Below are 15626 nucleotides of genomic sequence, written 5' to 3'. Positions count from 1 at the left end.
GGGCGGCGCGGCCTGACGGCGCGCGGGGCGTGCTTCCCCGGGCGCGACCTGCGGCGTGGCGCAGTAGGGGCAGAGGTTCCAGGGCAGCTCAAGAAGCTGACCGCAGTTGAGGCACGGCTTGCGCAGCTTGGTGTGGCAGTAGGGGCACACCTGCCAATCGGTGCGGACGGGACGCCCGCAGCCGGGGCAGATCGGTTTTTCTTCGATGTTCTGCAGCAGGGCTTCTTCTTCGAGCGAGCGCTCGTAGGCTTCGGCCAGGGTTTCGTTGGGACGCAGCAGGACGTACACGATCAGGCCAAAGATGCCGAGCACGCCGACCAGCACGGTGGAGGCAATCTGCGCCAGCGGATCGCGCGAGCGGCGGTGCATGTCGCGCCACGTCCAGACGATCAGGCCGAGCCAGATCGCGGCGGAAACCGCGCCCGTGACGGTGATGGCGACCAGCAGAATCGTGTTAAGGGTGTCCTGATCAAACATCGCGTAACTCTCTCTTCTACAGGTGCGCGGGGCGTGACCGCGTCAGGGTGACGGCGTCAGGGATACGATCGTGTTCGATGTGGGCAGCGTCGCCAGCAGGGATACTTCATCGACGAGCACGTCAAACCGGTGGCCGGACGCGTAAAACTCGATGCTGGTGACCGTGCCGGGCCGGTAGGCTGCCGGGATCTTGGCGAACAGATCGCCCTCATAGGTATACCACGCATTGAGATTGACGCGATCGTGGTCTTCGTAGCACGAGTCGCACTTGGTCAGGCCGCCGACATTGGGCGTGAAATTGACGTAAAAACCGTGATACCAGTCGCGGTCCGTGCCGTTGGTGTCGCGGTAGGTCATGTGCAGCATGAGCGGGCATTCCGACCCGGCCTGTCCGCAGCCGCTGAGGTACTGCTCGTGGACCAGCAGGCGCGCGCGCAGCGTCAGGCTGGTATAGGGGGCGACTTCCAGCCCCGATCCCGCTTCGCCTAAGGTCTGGATGCAGCCGACCGCGCCGGGATCGTAGCTGGGCAGCAGGCGTTCCAGGCTGATCACGGCCTGCCCATCCAGGCGCAGGAATTTGAAATCGCCCTGGGGGGCGTTGGGCGCGTCCGACGAGGGCCGCCAGCCGCAGCTCCACCCGACCGGCCACTCGCTTTCGCTGGCCTGATCGAACTGGCTGTCGGTCAGCAGGTTGACCGGCGCGGAGCCGATACGGATGCTGTCGTCGCTGGCGAGCAGCAGCGCTTCGCCCCCGCCCGCGACGTGCTGCGTGCGGCGATCGGAGGAGATCAGCGTGGCGCTGCCCTGCTGGGCGGTGATCTTCAGATAGGTGGGCGTGCTGTCGATCAGGTACGTGCCGCCCTCGCTGATGCGGATCATGCCCAGGGGACCGCTGACGTCAAAGCGCATTTCGCGGTCGATGCCGTCGCGCAGCCAGACTTCGAGGCGACCGTTCGCGCCGCTGAGCTGGATCGCGTAGGGGTTATCGCTGAGGCTGAAGCGCGGACGCACGGCGTTTTCCATCGTGACGATGCTGCTGCTGTCGATGGTGACGGTGGCGAGGGTGTCGCCGGAGTAGGGATCGTCAAACGATAGATAGCCCTCGGCCAGACTGTCGGTGCTCAGGCGGTAGTGCTTGCCGACCTGCGCATCGTCTTTGATCGCGGATTCGCCGTCCGAATCGGGCTTGGCAAGGCTGATCGTGTTGCGCCCCACGTGGAGCACGACGCTGAGCTGGGTCGGGGACTCGAAGAGCAGCCAGCGTGTAAAAATAAACGTGCCGCTGCACAACAGGACGAAAATCGCCAGCCCGCTCAGTATCGCCATCCAGGCCAGGCGTTGGGGATTATTCAGCATAACGCCTCAAAAGAACAGCGGTCAGGTTTTAGCGGTTAGCTGTTAGCGATGTAAAAAAAGCAGTCCGCCGCAGTGCCGGAATCGGAACCGGGGTGCTGCCTGTGCTAACAGCTAACGGCAGTCGCTAACAGCCGCGTACTCAATACCGGATATTAAACCCACCAAATTGGCCGGACGCGCGGTCATAGGTGCTGTCTACGCGCTCGACTTCCGCCAGACGCGGCCCCCGGTACAGATAGCGCTCGAACGCCTCGACCCGGCTGCGCGCGCCTTCCGCGACGACCTCGACCGTGCCGTCAGACCGGTTGGCGACCCACCCGGTCAGGCCGTGCTGCACGGCTTCGCGCTGGGTGTTGGCCCGGAAGTTGACGCCTTGCACAAGGCCGTAGACCACGGCATGCAGCCGGACTCGATCGTCTTCGTGTGCGCTCGTCATAGCTCGCTCTGTTTGGCGGATTTGAGTGCCCATTATAACAGGGGGCGGAAGGTGGAACAACGCGGCAGGGTGGCGCAAAACGGACCCGCCCGTGCCTTACGCGAGGCGCGGGCGGGTCCGCGAACGACGATCGTCAGTCGTCCGTTGCGGTGTCGGTGGGCTGGCTGCGCAGCTCATCGACCCGGCGGCGCATGTTGTGCGCGTCCTGGTCGTGCGGGTTGGATTGCAGCGCGCGCGTGAAGGCGTCGTAAGCCTGCTCCCACTCGCGCCGGTCGATGTGAATCAGGCCCATGTTGTAGTGCACGTTCGGGTAGCTGGGATCGAGTTCGACCGCGCGGGAATAGGCTTCCAGCGCGCGGGCCTGACGCTCTGCATTGGCCGTGATCAGCTTGCCGAGATAAGCCGCGCCGAGGTTCGACCACACGGCGGGATTGTCCGGCGCAAGCTCAGTCGCGCGCTCCATCAGCGGGACGGCGTGGCGGTGACGCTCGGCCAGAATGTAGGCCCCGGCGAGGTTCGTCAGTACGTTCACGTCATCGGGATGGAAGTCCAGGCACTCTTCCAGCAGCGGAATCGCCTCGCGCCCGCTGCCGTGCGTCAGCAGATAGGCCGCCTGACGCATCATGCGGCGGAATGCCTCTCCGTTCATGGGCTGCTTTTCGGGCTGGCCCGACGTGGATTGGATGTCTTGATCTGCCATAGCGCGTTTTCTCCAGAAAAGGTTGGGGCTGCGCCCGCCGGGGGCAGCAAACGGTCGCCCGGCCATCACGGCGCCGGACGACCGGTAAGGTCATCAGGAATGGAAGCGAGAGACCGGGTTAGAAGCGCAGATCTTCTTCGAAGCTGCTCCAGGCGTCCGCGTCTTCCTCTTCATCGTCCTCGTCATCTTCGTCGTAGTCGTCGCCGCGCAGAAGATCGAGGTCGTCATCGTCCTCGTCGTCTTCGTCGTCGTAATCACCGAAGTCGAACAGGGGCAGCATTTCCTGCCCAGCCAGCGAGGCCATCGACAGCGATTCAGCAATGGCGTCCGCCAGTTCTTCGTCGCCTACGTCATCGGCCAGTGCGGCCAGCTCGGTGAGCACCTTGCGCGCGGTCGATCCGCCAATTTCGCCCAGGGACCAGATTGCGGCTTCCTGGATCTCGCGGTCGTCCTCATAGGCCAGCTCGACCAGACGGGGCAGGGCCTTTTGCAGCTCCAATTCACCCGCCGCGCGCGCCGCTTCGTAGCGCAGCTCCGGCTCATCGCTGGACAGCTCGTCCAGGATCTGCGCGCTCCACATGTCGTCGCAGGAGCGGCCCATCGCATAGATGGCGCTGACGCGCATGGGGAGTTCGTCGGACTGATAGGCTTCGTAGATCATGTCCTGGACGCCCTCAAGCCCGCAGTTGGAGATGGCTTCCAGGGCGCGGCGGCGCACGTCGAAGTCTTCGTCCAGATCGTTATAGAGCGCGAGCACGGTGTCTTGCAGGCGGGTGTTGAAATAGTCGGGCAGCTTGCCCAGCTCGCCCTGGAGCACGAACAGGCCCAGGGTGCGGACCGCCGCCGCGCGGACGTCCGAGAACGGATCGTGCAGCGCCATGCGCATGACGCGCTCGATGGTGTTCATGGCGGCATCTTCCAGCACGCCTTCGACCGCGTTGCGGCGCACTTCGGGATCGGGATCTTCGAGCGCCAGATGAATCACGGCGCTGAAGTCCAGCTCAAAGTTCGTTTCGGCAGTTTCGACCAGCCGCAGCACGAGGTCGCGGCGGCGCTCGACGGGCAGATCCGGCCATGTGGCGCGAAACGCGTCCCACTCGGCCCCGGCGAGATCGGACAGGCTGTAGATGGCTTCCGCCGCGAAGGAGGCCTGCGGATCGTGCAGCAGAGTCAGGGTCCGCTCGAACTTAGACGTGGTATTCTGCTTGGTAACCATGCGCAGAGAGATCCTCTTTTGTGCTTCGGATATGTTACTTCAGGCTTCCGATGTTGATCGGATTGATGATATCGTTGATGACGGTGAAGGCGATCAACCCCAACAACAGCAGCAGGCCGATGAGATGGATCAGACCTTCGCGCTCGGGCGCCATCGGCTTGCCGCGAATCAGCTCGATGATGACGAACAGGATGCGCCCGCCGTCCAGGCCAGGGACGGGCAGCAAGTTCGTCAGGGCCAGCGAGATGCTGATGATCGCCGCAAAGGTCACGATGGGGTAGGCCGCGTTTTCGTCCAGGCTCTGTTCGAGGACCGGGCCACCCAACTGGCCGATGCCGATCACGCTCACCGGACGCGCCGCGGACGGCGAAATCGCGCCCGTGAACAGGTCGTGCACGAAGTCGTACAGCAGCTCGAAGGTGCTGGTGAACTGGTTGACCCCGGTCTTGACGGCCTCGCCTACCGGCAGGGCGCGCGTGTACGTTTCCGTGTCACGGTTGACGGCGGTCAGGCCGATGGCGGCGGGCTTCAGCCCGGCGATCTCGATGCCGATGCGCACCACGCCGTCGGAGTCTTCGCGCGGGGTGACGGGAATGGTCAACTGCTCGTCGCCGCGCAGCACGGTGACCTGAATTTCTTCACCCTCGTGATCCTGCGTGTAGCGCTGAAGCTGGTTGATGCTGGTGATCTGAATGCCGTCCACCGCCACGATCAAGTCTTCGATTTGCAGCCCGGCGTCATAGGCGGGCATGCCCTCCGTGAGACCGGTGATATAGGCCCGCTCGCCGTCGGTGGATTCGCTGGCGTCGGCGGTCATGGTGACGTCAAACTGCTCGTCGCCGCGCTGGATCTGGAGCGTCATTTCCTCGCCCTGGTGGGCCGCGATCCAGTCATTAAAGTCGGCGGCGGAGTCGAGATGCTCGCCGTTCACCGTCTCGATGACGTCACCCTGCTGAAGCCCGGCCTCATCGGCGGGCGAGCCGGGGATCAGATCGTACACGGCGATATCGGCGCGCGCGTAGGGCTGGCCGACCAGCGCCACCACGATGAACAGCAGCAGCGCGGCCACGAAGTTGATGCCGGGTCCGGCGGCCATGAAGAACATCCGCTGCCACGGCCCGGCTTCGTTCACGCTCTTGGGATTTTTGATCCCGCGTTCTTCGATTTCCTGGCGGTCGGTCGAAAGTTCCTCTTCGGTCTTGGGCTTGACCATGTCCTCGCCATAGGGCCGGACGAATCCGCCGATGGGCAGCCAGTTCAGGGTGTAAATGGTATCACCCTTGCGGAACAGCACGGCAGCGCGCGGCGGAAAGCCAATGCCGAATTCCAGGACGGTAATCCCCGAGAGCTTAGCGGCGATGAAATGCCCGAACTCGTGGATGATCACGAGCGGAATCAGCACCAACATGAAAGACGCAACGCCGAGTAGGAAACTATCCATGACTACTGCCTTTGCTGCTATGGCGGGTAAGCAAACCGGGCGCCAAGACCGACGCCCAGAGGTATTGCTGAATCTTTCGGTGATGACTGCTACCCAGAATTATAACGGTCGGAAGGGGCGTGAGCAAGACGGGCGGGCGCTGTAACGGGATCTCTAAGGCGACTCTAACGTTGGGAGAAGCAGTTGTGAGTTGGAAGTTTTTAGTTGTCAGTCAAGAGCAAGCGCAAAAGCGGAAAAGCAGCGGTCAGCGGGCGGTGATCAGCACGAGCAAAAGCCATTGTATCACGGCCCGTTTACTGCTGGGCCGGTGGAGCGGATCAGAACTTGGCGATGCGCTTGCGGTAGGCGGTGGGCGGCTTGTCGAAGCCGAAGGTGTTGACGCGCTTGCCGTACTGCTCGGCCCAGGCGAGGGCGTGCGCGACAAAATCCACAGCGGCGGCGCGATCGTGCAGGGGGATCAGAACGTCCATCGTCGCGCCGCTGAGCGGCACGATCAACAGGTGGAACGAATAGTCCATCGTGTACTGGTTGTCGGCCATGCCGTCGCGGTTTTCGTCGGTGAAACGGAAGCCGGGCTGCATGCGGATGCCCACGCCGCCGATACGCTCCCAGGGGAGGCGATAGCTGCTGTGGGCGCTGCGCGCCGACTCAACGCCCACCGGGGTGACCGCATAGCGCTGCCCATCGGGGGCATTCCACGCGATCGCCGCCGCGGGCGATAGGCCCGGCTTGACTTGCTGGTAGCGATCCACAACCTGCGCCAGCGTCAGGTGGCAGAGCTGGTAGGCCAGCGGCGACGTGCCGCGCGTCAGCTCGGGGTGGTGGTGGAGATAATCCAGCGCGTGCACGACCACACCGATAATCGCTGCGAGCAGCAGCACAGCCGTCAGAAGCGGAACGAGCAGCATCGCCGTGTGACCTTACCCCGTTGGCGCGATCGTGGTGCGCACGACGCTGACCGCGCCCGCGTCGCGCAGCGCATCGGCTGTGGCCTCCGCGTGCGCCTCGTCCACCAGTGCGATCACGTTGCCGCCGCGCCCACCGCCGGAAAGCTTCGCGCCCAGTGCGCCCGCCTCGCGCGCCGCCGCACACAGGCGATCCAGCTCCGGCGAGGAGACAGTGATCAGGTCCAGCAGGGCGTGATTCTTGTTCATCAGCCTGCCCAGGTACATGAGCGAGCCGGTTTCCAGCGCGGCGCGTGCTTCGTGGGCAAGCGCCCCGATACGGGCCAGCACCGGGCGGATGCGGGCCGGATCGGCGTCGTAGAGAGCGCGCACGTCGCCGACGGTGACGCGCGTCGAACTGCTGATGCCCGAATCCGCGACGAGCAGCGTGACGGGCTGCGCGACGATAACGGCTTCCATCGCGGAGCCGCGCACGAAAAAAACCGGGTGCTGGTAAACGATAGTCGTGTTGTCGATGCCGCTGGGCGTGCCGTGATGGCGCTTTTCGACCTCGAACACCAGCGGGTTCAGCGCGTCGTCGGAGATGGGGGCGTCGAGGGCGGCACAGACGGCGCGCAGGATCGCGGCGGCAAGGGCCGCGCCGCTGCCCAAACCGGACGCGATCGGGATCGTGGACTGGATCGTCAGCGACAGATCGGGCAGAGTGGTGATGTTTAACTGACGCAGGGCAAGCTGGACCGGGTAGATCACCGCGTCGTGCAGCGGCTGGTCGAGCAGCTCGTTTAGATCCGGCACGGCGAGAGTCGTTTCGAGCGCAGGCAGGTGGATGGTGATCCCTGTGCCGGGCGCGGCAGGCTCCACCTCGGCGGTGACCTGGACCGCCGTCAGCGGCGCGGCGATGGCCGGTTGGCCGTAGACGACGGCATGTTCCCCGAACAGGATGATCTTGCCCGGCGCGTGCCCGGTAGCGGGGCGCACATGGATCTGTTCGTGACTAGGCGGCATAGAGCAGCACTCCCACGGACAGGACCCACAGCGTCACGTCGGCCAGCAGCGGCATGTCCTTGAACAGCAGCTCGTCAGGCGCGCCGCCTAGCCCTTTGACGTGGATCAGGTACAGGTAGCGGAAAATGCCGTAGACCACGAACGGCACGGTGAGCAGCATGGTGTGGCCCTCGGAGCGGATCGTCTGCGCTTCGATGGTGTAGAGCATGTAGGCGACCGTGCAGCTGGTGGTGACCAGCCGCAGCATGTCATCGAGCAGGGCCATGTTGTAATCTTTGTACGTGGCGCGCACGTTTTGCGCGTCGTCGGCCAGCAGGATCAACTCCTGCCGCCGCTTGCCAACCGCCAGGAACAGCGCCAGCAGTCCCGCGCAGGCGTAGAGCCAGGGCGAGAAGTTGGAGACGTCGATCACGACCACGCCCGCGATCAGGCGCAGCACGAACCCGGCGGCGATGGCGAAGACGTCGATCAGGACGATGTTTTTCAGCCAGAACGAATAGGCGATGTGCAGCACGAGGTACGCGAACAGGATCAGCGCGAGCGGCGGGCTGAAGATCACGCCGATGATCAGGGCCACGGTGGGCAGAATCACGGCGGCGATCTGCGCCCAGCGGACCGGTAACTGGCCCGACGGCAGCGCACGCAGGCGCTTTTTCGGGTGCAGACGGTCGCGCTCGATGTCTACGAGGTCGTTGATGAGATAGATGGTGCTGGCCACCATGCACAGCAGCACGAAAGCGAGCATCACCCGCGCGAACGGTTCCGGTTTGAATAACTGCTGGTCGAACAGCAGCCCGGCGAAGACGAATCCATTTTTGGTCCACTGCTTGGGCCGCATGGTGCGGATCAGACCGCGTACCGGCGCGGGAAGAGTCAGCCAGATCGTCTTGAGGCGGTCAAGAACAGCCTTCAAAACAGCCTCCCCAACAGGCGAATGCCAGAATAATGATCGAGCGGATTATACCGGCAAACACGGCGGGCGCGATATTGCATTCCGTTCTGGCGGCGGGTGCGGTAGACTGGGGGCGTACACAATTCGGGGGATCTATGGCAGAAAAAGTGCGGCTCGACGTGCTGCTGGCGGAGCGCAATCTGGCGCCCAGCCGGGAAGCGGCGCGACGGATGATTATGGCGGGCGAAGTACGGATCGACGGCGAAGTGCGCGACAAGCCGGGGATGCGCGTTCCGAAAGATGCGAACGTGCAGGTGCAGCAGGCGCGGCGATTCGTGAGCCGGGGCGGGGAAAAGCTGGCCGGGGCGCTGGCGGCGTTCCCGATCGGCGTGGAGGGGCGCGTGTGCGCCGACGTGGGCGCGAGCACGGGCGGCTTCACCGACTGTTTGCTGCAAGCCGGGGCCGGGCGCGTGTACGCGATCGACGTAGGGTACGGGCAGCTCGATTACCGCCTGCGCACCGATCCGCGCGTGGTGGTGATGGAGCGCACGAACGCGCGCTACGTGACGGCGCTGCCGGAAACGGTCAGCCTGATCGTGGTGGACGCGTCATTCATTTCGCTCAAGCTGCTACTGCCGGTGTTTCGCGGCTGGATGACGCCGCAAGCGGACGTGATCACGCTGGTCAAGCCGCAGTTCGAAGCGGGCAAGGGGCAGGTGGGCAAAGGCGGCGTCGTGCGCGATCCCGCCGTGCACGAGCGCGTGCTGCGCGACGTGCTGGACGATGCGCGCGCGGACGGCTTCGCGCCGCAGGGATTGATCGTATCGCCGCTGAAGGGCCCGGCGGGCAACATCGAGTTTTTAGCGTGGCTGACGGTGGGACACGGCGCGCCGGAAGTGCCAGCGGATACGCTGGTTGAGCGGGCGCTGGAGATGGCGCGGCAAGCCGGGCAGGGCGAGGAAGTCAGGCCAGAGACCCCAGAACCAGACGATTGATCGTCGCCTCGACAGCCTGATAGCGCACGGGCTTCTGGATGAACGCGTGACAGCCTGCGCTGAGCGCCGCGCTGCGATCGACCGGGAGCGTGAACTCGGACATGGCGACCAGCGAGGTATGGGCGCACAGCGGGTGCTGGCGCAGCAGGCGAATGAAGTCGAGGTTGGACGGCTCGCTCTTGGTCCGGGGCCGGAGATCGAAGAACACGATATCCGGACGTTCGAGCGGGATACTGTCGAATGCCTCATCCAGCGACGCATACAGGTACAGATAGTTGTCAAATCCACGGGCGCGGAGTGTCGCCGCGATTTGTTCGAACCCGAAACGGCTCGTCTTGTCGTTCTCGATACAGGCGATATAGAGCATCTAACGCTCACAGACGAAAAGCAGGACCAAACCCTTAAAACCATAGCGTATTAAGGTATGAGTTAGCAAGTTTTGAGGGATCGATACGGGCATCTTACGGCTGCGCAGCCGCCCCGGAAGGCAGGGCTGCCAGCCCGGAACTCCTGGGATCCCCGTGTGTAAAAAGTATGCCCGTGTATAATTAGGGTGCAGAAGGCCCGGTCTGGAGCGCACCTTCCCGTAAGGGTACGACGCCAACAAGGACGTGTACAATGCAGACTTGTCCAAACTGCGGCAAGGAAAATCCGCCAGCAGAGACTTATTGTTATTCGTGCGGCCACATCTTACCGGCGGGCATGGGGGAACTCTCCACGCAGCGGCTCGAAGATCCTTATAAAGCCCTGGAACCCCGGCGGCGATGGGGCACCGCGTTTTTCGACCAGCACAGCCGCCTCCAGCTCGCGATGCGCGATTCCGGCGAAGTGTTGGTGATCGAGGTGGGAACCGGGCTGGTGGTGGGTCGATTTACGGACGAGATGCCGACGCCCACACGCGGCCTGGACCTGACGCCCTACGGCGGGATGGATCTGGGTGTCTCGCGCCGTCACCTGGAGATCACGCGGCAGCACGATACGATTTTTGTGACCGATCTCGGCAGCGCCAACAGCACCTATCTCAACGGGCAGCGCCTCATTCCACACGAGGCGCGTATTTTGCGCGACAACGACGAGCTGCGCCTGGGCCGCCTGGTGATTACGGTCGCGTTCGTGTAGATCTCCTGAGCGCAGGGCGCGGTAATCAAGCGTCTTTGCGCTATAATTTCTATAGTCGAGTGGACTCCTGTTTCGAGGGGGAGAAACGATGCGCTTACGCATGCCGGCGGTTGTGTTCGTATTCCTGATCGTGGCGTTGGCGGTCAGCGGCTGCGGTGGCCCGGATGAAAACAGCCCGGAAGGGGTCGTGGAACGGTTCTTCGACCGCGTGGACGGACAGGACAGCGGCGGCGTCAAGGCGCTGCTGTGCGAGGACTTCCGGCAAAACGTCAACTTCAGTCTGGGGCCGCACGAAAAGGTGGACCTGGACTTCGACCTTGAATACGAGGGCGAACGCAACAACGAGACCGGTGGGGAGACCGCCGAGGTGTTGGTGTGGGGTAAGATCGAGCGCACGCTGCGCACCGATGACGTGCGCCAGGAAGTGCGCATCCAGCGCACCCAGGACGCGCCGTGGCACGTCAAAACCTTCCGCGTCGGGGAGGACTGGCGCGTGTGCGGCGGTGATGCCTTCATTTTGGGCCTGCTCGATACTCCGGCGGCCTTCAGCGAAATCGAGTAACGCCGTTACCACGATGGACGCCCCCGGCGGCGGCGCGTTCTTCATCGATTCAATCCGCCGCCTGACACGCATCGTTGTGATACAGCGTCCCGGTCCCGGCGGGCCGGGCGCTGTCCGTGAATAACACAGAGGTTTGATTCATTCATGTCAGATTTAAGCGTGATTCAAGAGCGCCTGGGCGTCAGTTTCAAGGACCTGTCGCTGCTTCAGCGGGCGCTCACGCACCGGTCGTACCTGAACGAGCACCCCGAGCATACCTTGGAAGATAACGAGCGGCTCGAATTTTTGGGCGACGCCGTGCTGGACTTCGTGGCGGGGGCGTGGCTGTATAACCGCTTCCCGGAGATGAACGAGGGCCAACTGACGCGCCTGCGCGCCGGGTTGATCCGTACCGAGACGCTGGCGCGGTTCGCGCAGGACTACATGATCGGGCAGGTGCTGCTGCTGGGGCGCGGCGAGGACGAATCGGGCGGGCGCTCGCGGGCGCGCAACCTGTGCGGCTCGTTCGAAGCGGTGATCGGGGCGATGTATCTGGATCAGGGGATGGACGCGGTGCGGCAGTTCATCGAGCCGCTGTTCGTGCCCGCGCTGGAAGACATTCTGAAGCGCTCTGCGGACAAAGATCCCAAGAGCCTGCTGCAAGAGTGGAGCCAGTCGGCGATGGGCGAGACGCCCGTCTACCAGACGGTTGCCAGCAACGGGCCCGATCATGCCAAGGAGTTCACTGTGGCGGTAAGCATCGGCGCGACGGAAGTGGCGCGCGGCGTGGGCCACAGCAAGCAGTCGGCGGCGCAGGAAGCCGCGCAGCACGCGCTGGACGCGATCGAATCCGGCCAGGCGACCTTCGAACAGGCAGAGTGATCCGCATGGCAGACGGCGCACGGCTGCTGATCACGGGAGCGAGCGGGACGCTGGGCGGCCCGCTTTCGATTCTGGCGGCGCATCACGGCTGGGACGTGTACGCGGGCTGCTATGCGCATCCCGAACGCGTGCGCGCCGGGGAGATGCGCCAGATCGACCTGCGCGACCGGTTTGCCGTGTGGCGGTGGGTGGAGGAGGTGCAGCCCACCGCGATCGTTCACGCCGCCGTCACCGAGCGCAGCGGGCCGGGCTTCGAGAGCGCGATCCGGGAGTCGGCGCGGAACATCGCGCAGGCGGCGAAAGCCGGTGGCACGCGGCTAATCGCGCTGTCCACCGATCTGGTGTTCGACGGGACCGAGGACGCGTATACCGAAGAATCCCCGGTCCGGCCTATCGCGGGCAGCACTTATGGCGAGGCGAAAGCGCGCGCCGAAGACGACGTGCTGACGATGTATCCCGGCGCGCTGGTGGTGCGCACGAGCCTGATTTACGACTTCCACCCGCAGAACGCGCAGGTAGCGTGGATGCTGCGGGCAATCGAGCGGGGCGAACCGCTGCGGTTGTTCACCGACCAGTACCGGTGCCCGATCTGGGTGTGGAATCTCGCGGCGGCGCTGCTCGAACTGGCGACACTGGACCTGGGCGGGGGCGTGCTGCACGTGGCCGGACCTGCGCCGGTCAGCCGGTATATGCTGGCGATGGCGCTGCTGACGGCGCTGGGCGTCGATCCCGCGCCGCACGTGCAAACCGCGTCGTGCCCCGATACGCAGGCGAAGCGCATCATGCTCAGCGTCGATCGTGCGCGGGGCCTGCTGCATACGCCGCTGATGTCGCTGGCCCAGGCGCGGGTGGCGGCGCGGGAGGCCGGCAGTTGAGTTGACGCCTGCCCGGTCGGCTTGTTCAGGCTCCTGAGTGAATTAGTCCATCTGAAACCAGCCCTTATCGCATGTTGCATCGCGCGTGCCGGTTCCCACCAACAGGCACTGTGACGGCCAAGACAGCGGAGATCGTTACGATGGAAATCAACGAAATCAAGCTGATGTATGACTACAATGACTGGGCCGATGCACGCATCCTGGCGGCCTGCGCCAGGGTAAGCCCGGCGCAGTACGCCGCCCCGACGTCCCTGGGAACCGGGCGCGAAGGGCTGCGCGCGACGATGGTCCACATGCTGGACAACATGTGGCAGTGGCGGATCACGCTCCAGGGGTATTACAAGGATGCTCTGGCAGACGAAGCGGCCTATGACGCGACCGAGCTTCACGAAGACGCCTTCCCGACGTTCGCCGCGCTGCAAGCGCGCTGGGAGACGGAACAACGAGAGATGCGGGCTTATATCAATACTCTGGCTGAGGACACGCTCAACAGCCGGATCCGCTACGTCATCCCCGGCGCTGTGCGCGAGCATGTCGTGTGGCACCTCCTGCTGGACGTTCTCCTACATGCCATGCAGCACCGCAGCGAGGCCGCCGCGCTGCTGACCATGTACGGCCAGTCGCCGGGCGACTACGACTTCACCCTGTTCCTGAATGAGCGTGCTGCAGGACGATCCTGAGCAAAACCGATCGATCGCCCGTTTCGGCGCGCCGGGCATTTGCTTCCGCTTCGGCGTTTCGGAGGTTGTTACAGGCGCTGATGGAGAGCAATGCTGTTTTAAAGCGGTGGCGGAAGGGGGAAGATGATGAGTTACAGGACGATGGTCTTAATCCCCGACCAGCATGAGCTTACTTTTTCCGATCTGGTTAGCAAGCTTCAATCACGATTTGTGCGGCTGAATGACATCGACATCACGCTTGAAGGTGCGCACCGGCTCGTCCTTCGTCATGGTGAATGGACCTTAGTCGTCGATTGGGAGGTTGCTCCCGAAGTCGCAGTCGAGTCCGCAGACATTGCCCGGTTTTTTGCCAGAGAGGTGGCAGATCGAGCTGTGATTGCCGCGTGCTCGACACGCATAACTATTGCCACGCAGCGCGATCCGGCGATGCGCTATTTCAACGATTATGTTTTTGTGCTAGAAGTTCTTGAGGCAATACCGGGGCTTTTCGTGTTTAACCCTGATGAGGGAACTATCCAAAAGACGATGTAGGCGCGGCTTTGAGTCGAATGTCATCGGAGCTGTGAGTAAGCGCGGGGCGTATCACAAATTGAAGACGCCCCGCGCTATGTGTGCGGGGTTAACCTCACCCCGCTCGCGCTCGCTCGCTGCCCCTCTCCAATCCGATTGGAGAGGGGCGAAAGGCGGCGCTGTGCGGGGAAATCTCCCTAGTAGATCTGCGTGATGAACGACGCAGCGCGGGGGAACAGTGTGTCGATGAGCGGCTGCGACGAGGGTTCCCAACACGATACGTCCGGGTACATCTCGCGCAGGTCGCGCCACGTCCGGTAGCCCAGAGCCAGCGGCGCGAGCAGCAGCGGCGGCAGGCTGATGTCGCCGCCCTCACTGAAGCCCACGGATTCAACTGCCTTGATCATGCCATCCACAAAACGCATCTCGATCGTCTCGCGGTAGAGGCTCACGCGCACCGTGCGGGTCAGCCCGGCGAACATGCTGCACGCGACCCGGCGCTCGAAGATGGGGGCGAGCGTATGCAGCAGGCGGGCCGCGTCGGGCACGTGGATCTGCCACGCGTAATGGCCCATGTCGTGCGCGCCCCAGCCGCGCGCCGTCTGCACCAGGGAATTTTCAGCGGGCAGATTCAGGCGGATATACGGTTTGCCGCGATCGATGGCGATCTGCTTGAGCCAGTGCAGGACGTATGCCGCCGTGCCGTAGGGCAGCGGCGAACACTCAGCGACGTTCAAGCCCTGGCCGAAGCCCGCCAGATCGATGCGCCAGTAGCCCACGATTTGCTGTGCGGCATCCACGGCCAGCCACGTCTCATGGGCGGTGGCGGTCATGGGCGCAATGTTGAGCAGGTAGCGCCAGAGGGGTTCGTCGCGGACCGTGTGAATGTCTACCGAGCGCATCATCGCCGCGTAGTGCCGCATCAGGGCCGGGATGTCGTCCGGCGTGGCGAGCCGGATCGTGGGGCGGGGCGCTGCGGGAGGATCGGCGGGCAGGGCGTGCAGCTCGACGTGCCACTTGCGTTCGAGCGGCAGCGCGTATTCGTAACCGAACTGGCGGTAGTAGTACGGGATGCCCTGAATGTGGCTGAGGTCGTATTCGCCTTCGGCCAACAGTTCCTTGAAGCGCTCGACCAGTGCGCGGATCAGCCCGCGATGGCGGTACGCTTCGTTCGTGCCGACGATGCCCATTTCGCCCACTCTGAGTGTGACATCTTCGTACTGCCACTGCCACGGGATCAGCGCGATGGACGAGACGGTTTCGCCCGTGGACGTGTCTTCGACGAACAGCCAGTGCCTGGGGTGGGTGTGCGGGTGGCGCAAAATCAACTCGCGCGTCATGGCGTCGATGCCGCGCTCGTTGTGGGTGGCGAGGTTAAACGCCGCGAGGCGCTCGATTTCATCGGGCGTGCTGACGGACTTCAGGACGAGATTGTTACCCAGATCGCGGGCGTAAGGCGTGGTGGTGCTCAACATGGGTGAACCTTCCTCATGGATGGTGATACAGCGCAATCAGGGCCGGATTGATCCGGCTGATGGTGGGTTGATTTGGGAAACTGGAACGACAAACTACGCTGCGCGGTTCGGGCCGCGCGGC

18 protein-coding genes are annotated in these 15626 nt (G+C 63.8%); 7 read left to right on the top strand and 11 right to left on the bottom strand.

Features of this window, described 5'->3' with window-relative positions:
- From V7116_RS12855 to V7116_RS12815, 9 genes are all read right to left on the bottom strand, one after another.
- Positions 1-477 (bottom strand): zinc ribbon domain-containing protein (locus tag V7116_RS12855; protein WP_324392335.1); only part of this gene is annotated, 477 nt, incomplete at its 3' end.
- 42 nt (positions 478-519) lie between these two features.
- A complete protein-coding gene (locus V7116_RS12850) occupies positions 520-1833 on the bottom strand; it encodes a hypothetical protein (RefSeq protein WP_324392334.1) in 1314 nt (437 codons plus the stop codon).
- A gap of 139 nt (positions 1834-1972) precedes the next feature.
- Positions 1973-2269 carry an acylphosphatase gene (locus V7116_RS12845; protein ID WP_324392333.1) on the bottom strand — a complete coding sequence of 99 codons (297 nt, stop codon included), beginning with the start codon at positions 2267-2269 and terminating at the stop codon, positions 1973-1975.
- A gap of 133 nt (positions 2270-2402) precedes the next feature.
- Complete coding sequence (locus V7116_RS12840; RefSeq protein WP_324392332.1) at positions 2403-2969, bottom strand: tetratricopeptide repeat protein; 567 nt, start codon at positions 2967-2969, stop codon at positions 2403-2405.
- A gap of 118 nt (positions 2970-3087) precedes the next feature.
- Complete coding sequence (locus tag V7116_RS12835; RefSeq protein ID WP_324392331.1) at positions 3088-4185, bottom strand: HEAT repeat domain-containing protein; 1098 nt, start codon at positions 4183-4185, stop codon at positions 3088-3090.
- Positions 4186-4219: 34 nt separating this feature from the next.
- Positions 4220-5626 (bottom strand): RIP metalloprotease RseP, encoded by a 1407-nt coding sequence (gene rseP, locus V7116_RS12830; protein WP_324392330.1) that lies wholly within the window; start codon positions 5624-5626, stop codon positions 4220-4222.
- Between the two features lie 317 nt (positions 5627-5943).
- Positions 5944-6534, bottom strand: a complete 591-nt coding sequence (locus V7116_RS12825; RefSeq protein WP_324392329.1) for a hypothetical protein — start codon at positions 6532-6534, stop codon at positions 5944-5946.
- A gap of 12 nt (positions 6535-6546) precedes the next feature.
- Positions 6547-7536, bottom strand: coding sequence for a mevalonate kinase (mvk, locus tag V7116_RS12820; RefSeq protein ID WP_324392328.1), 990 nt, complete (start codon positions 7534-7536; stop codon positions 6547-6549).
- Positions 7526-8449, bottom strand: a complete 924-nt coding sequence (locus tag V7116_RS12815) for a decaprenyl-phosphate phosphoribosyltransferase (RefSeq protein WP_324392327.1) — start codon at positions 8447-8449, stop codon at positions 7526-7528. Before V7116_RS12815 ends, mvk begins: the two co-directional genes overlap by 11 nt.
- Positions 8450-8583: 134 nt before the next feature.
- On the opposite strand from V7116_RS12815, the gene V7116_RS12810 reads away from it, so the two are divergent.
- Complete coding sequence (locus tag V7116_RS12810; RefSeq protein ID WP_324392326.1) at positions 8584-9423, top strand: TlyA family RNA methyltransferase; 840 nt, start codon at positions 8584-8586, stop codon at positions 9421-9423.
- Here the strand turns inward: V7116_RS12810 and V7116_RS12805 are convergent.
- A complete protein-coding gene (locus tag V7116_RS12805) occupies positions 9392-9790 on the bottom strand; it encodes a response regulator (protein ID WP_324392325.1) in 399 nt (132 codons plus the stop codon). The two genes, V7116_RS12810 and V7116_RS12805, sit on opposite strands and share 32 nt — an antisense overlap.
- Before the next feature lie 251 nt (positions 9791-10041).
- Here V7116_RS12805 and V7116_RS12800 point away from each other — a divergent pair, with 251 nt between their 5' ends.
- The 6 genes from V7116_RS12800 to V7116_RS12775 all read left to right on the top strand — a co-directional run bounded on the left by V7116_RS12800 (position 10042) and on the right by V7116_RS12775 (position 14051).
- A complete protein-coding gene (locus V7116_RS12800) occupies positions 10042-10542 on the top strand; it encodes an FHA domain-containing protein (protein ID WP_324392324.1) in 501 nt (166 codons plus the stop codon).
- 88 nt (positions 10543-10630) lie between these two features.
- Entirely contained in the window at positions 10631-11104 is a 474-nt protein-coding gene (locus tag V7116_RS12795) for a hypothetical protein (protein ID WP_324392323.1), read from the top strand.
- Positions 11105-11248: 144 nt separating this feature from the next.
- A complete protein-coding gene (gene rnc / locus V7116_RS12790) occupies positions 11249-11965 on the top strand; it encodes a ribonuclease III (RefSeq protein WP_324392322.1) in 717 nt (238 codons plus the stop codon).
- A gap of 5 nt (positions 11966-11970) precedes the next feature.
- Positions 11971-12840, top strand: coding sequence for an SDR family oxidoreductase (locus V7116_RS12785; RefSeq protein ID WP_324392321.1), 870 nt, complete (start codon positions 11971-11973; stop codon positions 12838-12840).
- 140 nt (positions 12841-12980) lie between these two features.
- Entirely contained in the window at positions 12981-13520 is a 540-nt protein-coding gene (locus tag V7116_RS12780) for a DinB family protein (RefSeq protein ID WP_324392320.1), read from the top strand.
- Positions 13521-13661: 141 nt separating this feature from the next.
- Entirely contained in the window at positions 13662-14051 is a 390-nt protein-coding gene (locus V7116_RS12775) for a hypothetical protein (RefSeq protein WP_324392319.1), read from the top strand.
- Between the two features lie 176 nt (positions 14052-14227).
- Here the strand turns inward: V7116_RS12775 and V7116_RS12770 are convergent, their stop codons facing one another.
- Complete coding sequence (locus tag V7116_RS12770; protein ID WP_324392318.1) at positions 14228-15505, bottom strand: GNAT family N-acetyltransferase; 1278 nt, start codon at positions 15503-15505, stop codon at positions 14228-14230.
- Between the last annotated feature and the right edge of the window lie 121 nt (positions 15506-15626).

This window comes from Aggregatilinea sp. (assembly GCF_036822615.1).
Taxonomy (GTDB): Bacteria; Chloroflexota; Anaerolineae; order Aggregatilineales; family Aggregatilineaceae; genus Aggregatilinea.
Note: the sequence above shows the minus strand (reverse complement) of the source record. Positions and strands in the feature narration are given on the sequence as shown.

What these genes read in the sequence shown, in the direction of transcription:
- V7116_RS12810 (WP_324392326.1), top strand. Translation starts at nt 8,584, where the DNA reads ATGGCAGAAAAAGTGCGGCTCGACGTGCTGCTGGCGGAGCGCAATCTG.
- V7116_RS12795 (WP_324392323.1), top strand. Translation starts at nt 10,631, where the DNA reads ATGCGCTTACGCATGCCGGCGGTTGTGTTCGTATTCCTGATCGTGGCG.
- V7116_RS12805 (WP_324392325.1), bottom strand. Translation starts at nt 9,790, where the DNA reads ATGCTCTATATCGCCTGTATCGAGAACGACAAGACGAGCCGTTTCGGG.
- rseP (WP_324392330.1), bottom strand. Translation starts at nt 5,626, where the DNA reads ATGGATAGTTTCCTACTCGGCGTTGCGTCTTTCATGTTGGTGCTGATT.
- V7116_RS12775 (WP_324392319.1), top strand. Translation starts at nt 13,662, where the DNA reads ATGGTCTTAATCCCCGACCAGCATGAGCTTACTTTTTCCGATCTGGTT.
- mvk (WP_324392328.1), bottom strand. Translation starts at nt 7,536, where the DNA reads ATGCCGCCTAGTCACGAACAGATCCATGTGCGCCCCGCTACCGGGCAC.
- V7116_RS12835 (WP_324392331.1), bottom strand. Translation starts at nt 4,185, where the DNA reads ATGGTTACCAAGCAGAATACCACGTCTAAGTTCGAGCGGACCCTGACT.
- rnc (WP_324392322.1), top strand. Translation starts at nt 11,249, where the DNA reads ATGTCAGATTTAAGCGTGATTCAAGAGCGCCTGGGCGTCAGTTTCAAG.
- V7116_RS12825 (WP_324392329.1), bottom strand. Translation starts at nt 6,534, where the DNA reads ATGCTGCTCGTTCCGCTTCTGACGGCTGTGCTGCTGCTCGCAGCGATT.
- V7116_RS12800 (WP_324392324.1), top strand. Translation starts at nt 10,042, where the DNA reads ATGCAGACTTGTCCAAACTGCGGCAAGGAAAATCCGCCAGCAGAGACT.
- V7116_RS12840 (WP_324392332.1), bottom strand. Translation starts at nt 2,969, where the DNA reads ATGGCAGATCAAGACATCCAATCCACGTCGGGCCAGCCCGAAAAGCAG.
- V7116_RS12770 (WP_324392318.1), bottom strand. Translation starts at nt 15,505, where the DNA reads ATGTTGAGCACCACCACGCCTTACGCCCGCGATCTGGGTAACAATCTC.
- V7116_RS12845 (WP_324392333.1), bottom strand. Translation starts at nt 2,269, where the DNA reads ATGACGAGCGCACACGAAGACGATCGAGTCCGGCTGCATGCCGTGGTC.
- V7116_RS12850 (WP_324392334.1), bottom strand. Translation starts at nt 1,833, where the DNA reads ATGCTGAATAATCCCCAACGCCTGGCCTGGATGGCGATACTGAGCGGG.
- V7116_RS12780 (WP_324392320.1), top strand. Translation starts at nt 12,981, where the DNA reads ATGGAAATCAACGAAATCAAGCTGATGTATGACTACAATGACTGGGCC.
- V7116_RS12785 (WP_324392321.1), top strand. Translation starts at nt 11,971, where the DNA reads ATGGCAGACGGCGCACGGCTGCTGATCACGGGAGCGAGCGGGACGCTG.